The organism is Silanimonas sp. (assembly GCF_044377035.1).
In the GTDB taxonomy this organism is placed as follows: domain Bacteria; phylum Pseudomonadota; class Gammaproteobacteria; order Xanthomonadales; family Xanthomonadaceae; genus Silanimonas.
The window spans coordinates 230,186-239,583 of record NZ_JBILJW010000001.1; the positions used below are offsets into that span (position 1 = coordinate 230,186).

Here is a 9,398-nt window from a genome sequence, read left to right on the forward strand (position 1 = left end):
TCGGTCAGCGGGTGGGGAAGGCGAACTGGGCGGGGTCGATCTCGACGCCGGCTTCGATCTTCTCGATCTCGACCTTCTGCGATTTCGGACCACCCTTGGGGCCGGACTCGATCGAGAACGGCAGGTACACGCCATTGATCCGCTCGTAGTTGCCGACGTCGGTCTCCTGCTCCTGCTTCACACCGCGGACCGTCGTCTGCATGAGCGAGCGGATTTCGAGGAAGTAGTCCGGGTCGAAGTACATCGTTTGCACGTCGCCGTTCTTCAGCGTCACCTTGAGCTTGTGCGCCTCGGTGCCGTCCACGTCCTCGGTGCCCTGATACTCGACTTTGTGGCCCTTGGCCTGCCAGTCCACCAGCGGGCCGTCGAGGTCGGCGCAGTACTCGAGCGACTTGGCGTCGTCGGCGGACATGCGCTCCGGATCGCGGCGGCCCTGGAAGGGCGAGACGTTCCAGCCCGTGCCGCCGCCGTAGGCCGTGATGGCGGTGAGGCCCTGCAGCGAGATCTCGGTGCGGCAGCCGGCCCCGGCGCGAACGAGGTTGAGGAAGGCCAGCTCGATGGAGAAATCGCCGTCCGCGAAGACCATCCGGCCACTGGCGCGGACGGCGTCGATGGCCTGGATCTTCTCGAGTCCGCCGCGGGCTTCGATGTTCTTCGCGATGAGCTCTTCGGCGCTCATGGCCGAAGCAGTGGATGCCGCCGCCAGGCACAGGCCTGCGGCCAGCGCATTCAGGATCTTCACCATGTGTCCTCCCCAGGACGCGGCGCGGTGGCCGCAATTGACTTGCTCTTCACCGATGGCAGTCTAGGCGCCGTTGGGGGTGGGCCCATAGGCCGGAAGTCACGACGCGCCGCGGGGCATCGGGACCACGGAACAGCGAAAGGGGGAAGGCCGTGGAATGGATCATCGTCTCGGCCTGCGCACTGCTGGCTTCGATGCTCACGCTGTTCTCGGGATTCGGGCTCGGCACCCTGCTGATGCCCGTGGTGGCGCTGTTCTTCCCGCTGGAGGTGGCGATCGCCCTCACCGCCGTCGTGCACCTCGCCAACAACGTCTTCAAGGCGGCGATGCTCGGAAGGCATGCGGACCGCTCGGTGCTACTCGCGTTCGGCCTGCCGTCGCTGCTCGCCGCGTTCGTCGGCGCCTGGGTCCTGACCGCCCTCGCGGAGCTTCCGCCGCTGCTGAGCTACCGGCTGTTCGATGCCGAGCAGGCCGTGCATCCGGTGAAGCTCGCCATCGGCAGCCTGATCCTCGTGTTCGCGGTCCTGGAGATGTCGCCGCGCTTCGCAAAGCTGAGCGTGCCCAAGCGCTTCCTCCCAGTGGGCGGCCTGCTGAGCGGCTTCTTCGGCGGTCTCTCCGGCCACCAGGGCGCGCTGCGCAGCCTGTTCCTCGTCAAGGCGGGCTTGAGCAAGGAGGCCTACCTCGGCACCGGTGTGCTGGTGGCCTTGGCGGTCGACCTGAGCCGCCTCGGCGTTTACGCCACCGCCATGGCCGAGCAGGCCGCCGCGATCGACTGGGGGCTGGCCGCGAGCGCTTCGGTGGCGGCCTTCGTCGGGGCCTTCGTCGGCACCCGCTTGATGCACAAGGTCACGCTGGTCGGCGTGCAGCGTCTCGTGGCGGCGCTGCTGTTCGTGGTCGGGCTGGGGCTCGTCAGCGGCCTGCTGTGAGGCGGCGCGGGCTTCAGCGCCCTTGCCACATAAGCTGCAGGCCGATCGAACGTTCCGGCGCCAAGGCGGACAGCACGTCGGCGGTGGCGAAGTAGCGCTGGTCGAACGCATTGCGCACGAACACGCGCAGCTCGAGGTCCTCGCGCAGCCGGAAACCCGCATCGAGGTCGAGGGTGTCGACGGCGCTGCGCGCCACTTCCTCGAAGCCCGGACGGCGCATCCGCGAACGGTGCGCGTAGCGCACGGCGAAGGTATGGCGCTGGCCCTCATGGCGGGCCTCGAACGCGACGTCCGGCGGGCCGATGCCGTACAGCGGCTGCCCGGTGCGTCGATCCTCGCCCCGCGTCCACGCCCCGCTGGCGCGCAGCGACCATCGTTCGTCGAGGCGGAGGTCGACCTCGGTCTCCGCGCCGTAGAGCCGCGCCTCGCCGATGTTCACGTAGCCGTTGAGGTCGCCCTGCAGGCGGGCGAGCTGGATGAGATCGTCGACGCCCATCCGCCACGCGTGCGTCGAGCCGGACCACGGGCCCGTGTTCCAGCCGAATCCAAGGTCGATGCCCAGCGAGTGCTCCGAGCTGAGGTCCGGATTGCCGGCGATGTCGCCCTGCGCGGTCACGCCGCTGAAGTAGCGCTCCTCCAGCGTGGGGAAGCGGTAGCCGGAGGACAGGTTGAGCGTCCAGCGCGTGCCCGCGGTCGGCCGCCAGACCGCGCCGGCGGTGAACGCGGCATCGCGATCGTCGGCCTCGGCGCCGCGCTGGCGCTGCGTGACGCGTGTGCCACGCGCGCCCAGTTCGAGGTCGAGCGTCGCGGCCAGCGCCCAGTCGGCGATCGCGAACACCGAGAGGTTGGCTTCGCGCGCGTCCTTCAGGCTGTACGTGCGGTTGGCGAGCGTGCCGCGGGCGTCGAAGCCATCGACGTCGCGGCGGCCGAGGTACTCGAGCCCGAGGTTGTAATCCAGTGCGCCGGCCTGGAAGCGGCGCTGCAGCGTCGCGCCAAGGTCGGTGCTTTCGATCGAAGCGAAGGTGTCGGGCGAGCCCGGGCGCTGGTTGAGCGTGTCAAGACGCTGCGCGTGCCCGCGCAGGCCGAATTCGAGGCCGTTGGCGTGGCGCAGGCGCAGGCGGCCGATGCTGTGGCGGTCGATCGGGTAGGTGGTGTTGCGCGCGGGGAAACGGCTGTTCGACTTGCCGATGTCGGTGCTGCGCGAGGGCATCAGCAGGGCATCCACATCGACGTCGCCGACGCGCGTGCGCGCCTGCAGTACGGCCGAATCGCGCTGGTAGGCCGTGTTCAAGGGAGTGCCGTCGGGGGCCTCGGCATTGCCGGCCTCGTGGCGCGCCACGGCCAGCGAGAAGGCGTCGCTGCCGGTGGCGGCCATCAGCAACTGCTCGTCGCCGCTGGCGAGGCGGGCCGCCAGCGCCGGGCGATCGAACCAGCGCGGCTCGACGGAGACGGCCCCGCCCAGCGCGCCCGGCCCGAAGTGGGTGACCGCCGGGCCGCGGGTCACCGACACGTCGCCAAGCAGTAGTGGATCAACGAAGGACAGCGGCACGCCGGCGCGGCGCTGCGCGGTGATCGGCATGCCGGCCACCAAGGTCAGGATGGCGTTGCCGCCGTTGCCGCGGATCGAAAACGTTTCGAACAAACCGTTCTGTCCGGTGGCGGCCACGCCGGGCGTGCGCACCACCCAGTCCTGCACGTCGACGGGCGCGGCGACGGCCTCGCGGTAATCGAGGGTGTCGGTGGCCAGTGCGCTCGGCCAGTCGGCCGCCGTGCCTCGTGCGGTCACCTCGACCGGACCGAGCCGCGTCGGCGGTGCATCGACCGGCGGCCCTGAAGGCGGAGCCTCCTCGTCTTCCGGTTGGGCTTGGACCTGCGGGGCGGCGAGCAGGGCGGCGAGCAGGGCGGCGAGCATCGCAGCGACCAGCGCACGGCGTTGTACAGCGTGGACCACGTACCGGTCTCCATGGCCGACGTCGCCGGCCTTCGGGGCGCGGCGAGGATAGCCGAGCCGGGTGCCGGCACCTACCCGGCGCGCGGTGCATGGCACAAACTGGCGGCGCATCCCTCGGCGCCTCGACCGCCACACTTCGGAGACCTTGCATGAGAACCGCGACATGGATCGGCGCCCTGCTGGTGTTCGGCCTCGCCACGACGGCGGCGGCCCGACCGACGCCGGGCGCGCCGAGCACGCCCGAACAGCGTGCGGCGGCGTGGCAGCAGCACCAGCGCATGGAAGCGGCGTCGCCGTTCCGCGGCCTCGGTTGGCGCAGCATCGGCCCCACCGAGCAGGGCGGCCGCGTGATGGACTTCGCTTCGGTGCCGGGCCAGCCGTACACGTACTACGTCGCCTATGCGACGGGCGGCGTGTGGAAGACCACCAATGACGGCGGTTCGTTCGAGCCGCTGACCGACCACCTGCCGAACACCGTCGTCGGCGCGATTGCCGTCGATCCGTCTGCACCCGAGACGCTGTGGGTCGGCAGCGGCGAACCGAGCGCGGCACGGTCGAACTACGGCGGCCATGGCATGTTCGTCAGCCGCGACGGCGGCAAGACCTTTGCGCCCAAGGGGCTGGCTGGCACCGATCGCATCGCGTCGATCGTCGTCGACCCGCGCGACGGCCGCCGTGTGCTGGTCGCGGCCGCGGGCAAGCTGTATTCGCCGGGTGGCCAGCGGGGCGTGTTCCTTACCGAAGACGGCGGCGAGACGTGGACCCACGTGCTCGTGCCGTCGAATGACTGGACCGGGGCCAGCGACCTCGTGATCGATCCGAGCCGCCCCGACGTGCTGTACGCGGCGCTCTGGGACCGCCAGCGCGCACCGTGGCAGTTCACCGAAGCCGGCGACGGTTCGGGCATCCACAAATCGACCGACGGCGGCCGCACCTGGCGCCGGCTCGACGGTGGGCTTCCGCAGGGCGAGACGGTGGGGCGCATCGGCCTCGCGGTGGCGCGCAGCCAGCCCGACACGGTGTACGCGACGATCGACCACTGGGCGCCCTTGCCCGAGGCGCTGCAGGACCTCGGTGATCGGCCGCTCTCGCCGCAGCGCCTGAAGACGATGAGCCGCGAGGACTTCCTCGCCCAGGACCCCGCGGAGATCGAGGGCTTCATCCGCGGCGCCGACCTGCCGGTGGAGCTCGATGCCAAGACCCTCCTCGACGGCGTGCGCGACGGATCGATCACGCTGCCGATGCTCATCAGCCGCCTGGAGGACGGCAACGCCGCGCTATTCGACAACCCGACCTGGGGCCACACCGTGTGGCGCACCGACGACGGCGGCGCGACGTGGCGGCGCACCCATGACACGCCGATCCGCGAGGTCACCTATTCCTACGGCTACTACTTCGCGGAAGTGGCTGTCGATCCGAGCGACGCCGAGCGCGTCTACACGATGGGCGTGCCGCTGATCGTCTCGGCGGACGGCGGCAAGACCTGGGAGGGCTACACCAACCATCCCAGCGTGCACGTCGACCACCATTCGCTGTGGATCGACCCGAACCATCCCCAGCGCCTGCTGCTGGGCAACGACGGTGGCTTGGACGTCAGCCACGACCGCGGCGTGACGTGGCGCAAGCTCGACGCGCAGCCGGTCGGCCAGTTCTACACGATCTACGCCGACATGGCCGAGCCCTACAACGTCTACGGCGGCCTGCAGGACAACGGCACGTGGAAGGGCAGCAGCCGCACGCGCTGGGAACTCGGCGAGGACTGGTCCTTCCTCAATGGCGGCGACGGCATGTGGGTGGCGGTGGACGACGAATCCGGCGACACCTACACCGGCTACCAGTTCGGCTACTACACGCGCATTGATCGCGAGGGCCGTCGCCACGACGTGCGTCCGCGCGCGCCGCTGGCCGACCCGGTGCTTCGCTACAACTGGAGCACGCCGGTCATCCTCTCGCCGCACGACCCACGCACGGTCTACATGGCGGCGAACCGCCTGTACCGCTCGTTCGATCGCGGCCGGAGCTGGACGGCGATCAGCCCCGACCTCACCCGTTCCACGCGGCGCGGCAACGTGCCGTTCGCGACGATCACCAGCGTTTCGGAATCACCGCTGCACTTCGGGCGGATCGGCGTCGGCACCGACGACGGCCATGTCCACGTCACCCGCGACGGCGGCGCGCGCTGGCAGCAGGTGGATGCCCGGCTTCCCGCGGACCGCTGGGTGAGCCGTGTGGAGCTCTCGCGCCACGCCGAGGACCGGCTCTATCTCGCCCTGAACGGCTATCGGCAGGACGACGACCGCGTGTACCTGTACCGCAGCGACGACTTCGGCAAGAGCTGGACGTCGATCGCGTCAGGTTTGCCCGCGGAACCGGTGAACGTGATCCGCGAGGACACGGTGAATCCGGATGTGCTCTACGTCGGCACCGACCGCGGCGTCTACGTGAGCCTCGATCGCGGGCAAGCCTGGCAGGCCCTCGACGGCGGCTTGCCGAACGTGCCGGTGCACGACCTGTTCGTGCACCCGCGCGACCGCGAGCTCATCGCCGGTACCCACGGCCGCAGTGCCTGGGTGGTCGACGTACTGCCGGTGCAGCAGCTCGACGCCACGGTGCGTGCCTCGGCGGTGCATCTGTTCCACCTCGACGGCCTGCAGGCCTCGCGCGATTGGCGTCGCCGCGCCGATCCGTGGTTCGACCGCCCGGAACACCTGCCCGAGCTGCGCGGCACCTTCTGGGCGAAGCAGGGCGGCACGGTGCGCTTCCGCCTGCTCGATGCCAAAGACCGTCCGCTGGCGCAGTTCGAACGCGAGGCGATCGACGGCCTGAACAGCTTCGCCTGGGACCTGCAGCTGGATCAGGCGCTGACCCTCGACGCGGAGAAACAGGCCCTCGAGGCCCTCGCCGCCGACCAGCGTGGGCTGCGCCAGAACGTGCCGTATGCCGAATCCGTCCGGCTCGGCCATCGCCTCTACCCGGTGCCGGGCCGCTACACGCTGGAAGTGGCCTACGGCGATGCGACCCACCGCCGCACGGTTGAGATCGAGGCGCCCAAGGCCCCGACGCCGCGCTGGACGCCGCCGTTCAAGCTTCGCGGTGACGATGAGGGTGGGCGCCTCCAGAACGACGAGCGGCCCCATCCGCGTGCCGGCGCGCGTGGCCGACCGTTCGCCATGCCGGGGAAGTAAGCGCCCCGAGACCGAGCCGCCCGCCGCGCGATCAGCGCGGTGGGCGCGGGCCCGAGCGGGCCGGGGCTGTGCCCCGGCCTTTCGTCGCAAACACGCCGTCGAGCTTCCGCTCCGCGCGGAAGCCGGCTTTCTCCAGCCGCTTGATGACCTCGCCGGGCACGTCGCGGCCGCTGGTCTTGGCGTTCGGCGTGCCGGTGTAGTGGAAGAGCGGTGCGCCGGGTTTCAGCACGCGCGCCAGCTGGTCGTAGAAGGCCTGCGAGTACAGCTCGCCGGCGATGCCGAAGCGCGGCGGGTCGTGCAGCGCCGCGTCGAAGTGCGCGTCGGGCAGGGTGGCGATCGCCACCGAAACGTCCCCTTCGGTCAGCGTGAAGCGGCCGGCGTTCGCGGCGTCGTCGACGTCGGGCGACCACGGATTCAAGCGCCGCAGCCAGACCACGTCGGGATTCTTCTCGAAGCTCTGCACGTGGGCCGCGCCGTTCGCCAGCGCGTGCGCCGCGTAGTAGCCGAGTCCGCCGCAGCAATCGAGCAGGCGCTTGCCGCGCGGCTGCACGAGCGCGACCTTGGTGGCCGCGTCGTCCCATGGAGAGACTTGCGCGGTGGGCAGCATCTTGATGCCGTCGATCTCGAACGTGGGCGGTCCCCACTCGGTCGGGATGAGCTTGATCAGCGCGCGACCGAAACGCTGTACGGGATGCCAGTCAGTGCTGCCGCTACCGGTTAGCAGCGCCGCGTAGAAGTTGCGGTCCTTGAAGGCGTCATCGGGTGCCGGCCACGGCCAGCGCGCGCCGCCCCAGTCGAAGCCGTCGGCGCCAAGCGCGACGTCGCCCTCGGTGCGGCCGGCATCGAGCGAACCGTGCCATGCCGCGTCACCGCGGGCGTGGGCGGCCTGCAGCGCGACGATGGCGTCGCGCGTGAGCAGGGGCGAGAGCAGGCGGCTCATCGCGGTCGGGAGTCCGCCGGAGTGGAGACGTGGGCTCAGGTCAGGAAGCGTGCTTCGACCGTGCCCTTGAGCTTGATCGTCATCGGGCGGCCGCGGCGGTCGAGCGCCTTGCCGGCCGGCACCAGCACCCAGCCTTCGCTGACGCAATATTCCTCGACGTCGGTGCGCTCGTTGCCGTTGAAGCGGATGCCGATGCCACGCTCGAGGGCGGCGGCGTCATGGAACTTCGAGCGCGGGTCGTTCGAGAGGCGGTCGGGGGCGGTGTCGGACATGGGGCGTCTCCGGAAGGCAGGGCCGGCATTCTAAGGGGTGCCCATGCACAATGGCGGCCGCGAAAACCGGGAACCGCCCCATGATCACCAACGACGTGCTGCGAAGCATCCGCTACATGCTCGACCTCAGCGATGCCAAGGTGATCGAGATCACGCAGCTCTCGAATCCCGATGCCGGCCTCGACAAGGCGACGGTTGCGGCTTTCCTGAAGAAAGACGGTGAGCCGGGCTTCGAACCCTGCGATGACGCCACGCTCGCCCATTTCCTCGAGGGCCTGGTGTTCCACCGCCGCGGGAAGGACGAGAGCCGGCCCGTCCGGCCCGTCGAGTCGCGGGTGAGCAACAACCTCGTGCTGAAGAAACTGCGCGTCGCCTTCGAGCTGAAGGACGAGGACATGCACGCGATCTTCGAGCAGGCCGGCTTCCCGGTGGCGAAGCCCGAGCTTTCGGCGCTGTTCCGGCAGCGCGACCACAAGAACTACCGTGCCTGCGGCGACCAGCTGCTGCGCAACTTCCTCAAGGGCCTGACGCTGCGCGTGCGCCCGTCCTGAGCACCACCCACGAAAAAGGCCAGTGCCGCCCGCGAATGCATCGCGGGCAGGCACTGGCCTCAAGGCGCCGCGGCGCCGGGAACATCGCCCGGCGGCACGTTGCCTTAGCGCGCGCTGCGCAGGCGGGCGGCGCGACGACGCGAACGGGACTTCTTGCTGACGGACTTCTTCATGGCGGTGGCCTGGTGGCGGGAAAGGGGGCGCATTCTCCCACATCGGCTGCCGCGGCGCCCGGGCGCCCGGGCGCCCCGTTGCGCTGGGGTTATCCTGCCGGCCTTGTCCAAGGAGCCCCCCATGAAAAGTCGCGCCGCCGTCGCCTTCGCCGCAGGCGAAGCCCTGAAAGTCGTCGAGATCGACGTCGCCCCGCCGCGCAAGGGCGAGGTGCTGGTGCGCATCACCCATACGGGCGTCTGCCACACCGATGCGTACACGCTGTCGGGTGATGACCCGGAAGGCCTGTTCCCCGCCGTGCTGGGCCACGAAGGCGCTGGGGTCGTTGTTGAGGTCGGGGAAGGTGTGTCGAGCCTGAAGCCCGGCGACCACGTCATCCCGCTCTACACCGCGGAATGCCGCGAGTGCCTGTTCTGCACCAGCGGCAAGACCAACCTGTGCGTAGCGGTGCGCGCCACCCAGGGCAAGGGCGTGATGCCAGACGGCACCTCGCGCTTCAGCTACGAGGGCCAGCCGATCTTCCACTACATGGGCTGCAGCACCTTCAGCGAATACACGGTGGTGGCCGAGGTCTCGCTCGCCAAGGTGAACCCCGAGGCGAACCCGGAGCAGGTCTGCCTGCTGGGTTGCGGCGTGACCACGGGCTTGGGCGCGGTGAAG

The 9,398-nt window shown here is 70.0% G+C and carries 8 protein-coding genes; 4 read left to right on the forward strand and 4 right to left on the reverse strand.

The features are described from left to right. Positions 1 to 4 precede the first annotated feature (4 nt). Positions 5 to 745 carry a hypothetical protein gene (locus ACIQ6S_RS01110; RefSeq protein WP_397606730.1) on the reverse strand — a complete coding sequence of 247 codons (741 nt, stop codon included), beginning with the start codon at positions 743 to 745 and terminating at the stop codon, positions 5 to 7. Positions 746 to 894: 149 nt separating this feature from the next. Between ACIQ6S_RS01110 and ACIQ6S_RS01115 the strand changes: the two genes are divergently transcribed. Further along, on the forward strand, positions 895 to 1,668 hold the full coding sequence (locus ACIQ6S_RS01115) for a TSUP family transporter (protein ID WP_397606731.1): 774 nt from the start codon (positions 895 to 897) through the stop codon (positions 1,666 to 1,668). A gap of 13 nt (positions 1,669 to 1,681) precedes the next feature. Here ACIQ6S_RS01115 and ACIQ6S_RS01120 read toward each other — a convergent pair whose 3' ends face one another. Further along, positions 1,682 to 3,619: a TonB-dependent receptor gene (locus tag ACIQ6S_RS01120; RefSeq protein WP_397606732.1), complete on the reverse strand. Its 1,938-nt coding sequence runs from the start codon at positions 3,617 to 3,619 to the stop codon at positions 1,682 to 1,684. A gap of 149 nt (positions 3,620 to 3,768) precedes the next feature. Between ACIQ6S_RS01120 and ACIQ6S_RS01125 the strand changes: the two genes are divergently transcribed. Further along, positions 3,769 to 6,804, forward strand: coding sequence for a hypothetical protein (locus ACIQ6S_RS01125; protein WP_397606733.1), 3,036 nt, complete (start codon positions 3,769 to 3,771; stop codon positions 6,802 to 6,804). A gap of 31 nt (positions 6,805 to 6,835) precedes the next feature. Here ACIQ6S_RS01125 and ACIQ6S_RS01130 read toward each other — a convergent pair whose 3' ends face one another. After that, entirely contained in the window at positions 6,836 to 7,744 is a 909-nt protein-coding gene (locus ACIQ6S_RS01130) for a class I SAM-dependent methyltransferase (protein ID WP_397606734.1), read from the reverse strand. A gap of 35 nt (positions 7,745 to 7,779) precedes the next feature. Next, positions 7,780 to 8,016 (reverse strand): DUF3297 family protein, encoded by a 237-nt coding sequence (locus ACIQ6S_RS01135; RefSeq protein ID WP_397606735.1) that lies wholly within the window; start codon positions 8,014 to 8,016, stop codon positions 7,780 to 7,782. A gap of 80 nt (positions 8,017 to 8,096) precedes the next feature. On the opposite strand from ACIQ6S_RS01135, the gene ACIQ6S_RS01140 reads away from it, so the two are divergent. Together ACIQ6S_RS01140 and ACIQ6S_RS01145 are read left to right on the forward strand one after the other, a co-directional pair. Next, on the forward strand, positions 8,097 to 8,567 hold the full coding sequence (locus tag ACIQ6S_RS01140; RefSeq protein ID WP_397606736.1) for a DUF1456 family protein: 471 nt from the start codon (positions 8,097 to 8,099) through the stop codon (positions 8,565 to 8,567). Between the two features lie 294 nt (positions 8,568 to 8,861). Then, positions 8,862 to 9,398, forward strand: a 537-nt coding sequence (locus ACIQ6S_RS01145) for an alcohol dehydrogenase catalytic domain-containing protein (protein ID WP_397606737.1), incomplete at its 3' end; no start/stop codon positions are given.

What these genes read in the sequence shown, in the direction of transcription:
- ACIQ6S_RS01110 (WP_397606730.1), bottom strand. Translation starts at nt 745, where the DNA reads ATGGTGAAGATCCTGAATGCGCTGGCCGCAGGCCTGTGCCTGGCGGCG.
- ACIQ6S_RS01125 (WP_397606733.1), top strand. Translation starts at nt 3,769, where the DNA reads ATGAGAACCGCGACATGGATCGGCGCCCTGCTGGTGTTCGGCCTCGCC.
- ACIQ6S_RS01130 (WP_397606734.1), bottom strand. Translation starts at nt 7,744, where the DNA reads ATGAGCCGCCTGCTCTCGCCCCTGCTCACGCGCGACGCCATCGTCGCG.
- ACIQ6S_RS01135 (WP_397606735.1), bottom strand. Translation starts at nt 8,016, where the DNA reads ATGTCCGACACCGCCCCCGACCGCCTCTCGAACGACCCGCGCTCGAAG.
- ACIQ6S_RS01140 (WP_397606736.1), top strand. Translation starts at nt 8,097, where the DNA reads ATGATCACCAACGACGTGCTGCGAAGCATCCGCTACATGCTCGACCTC.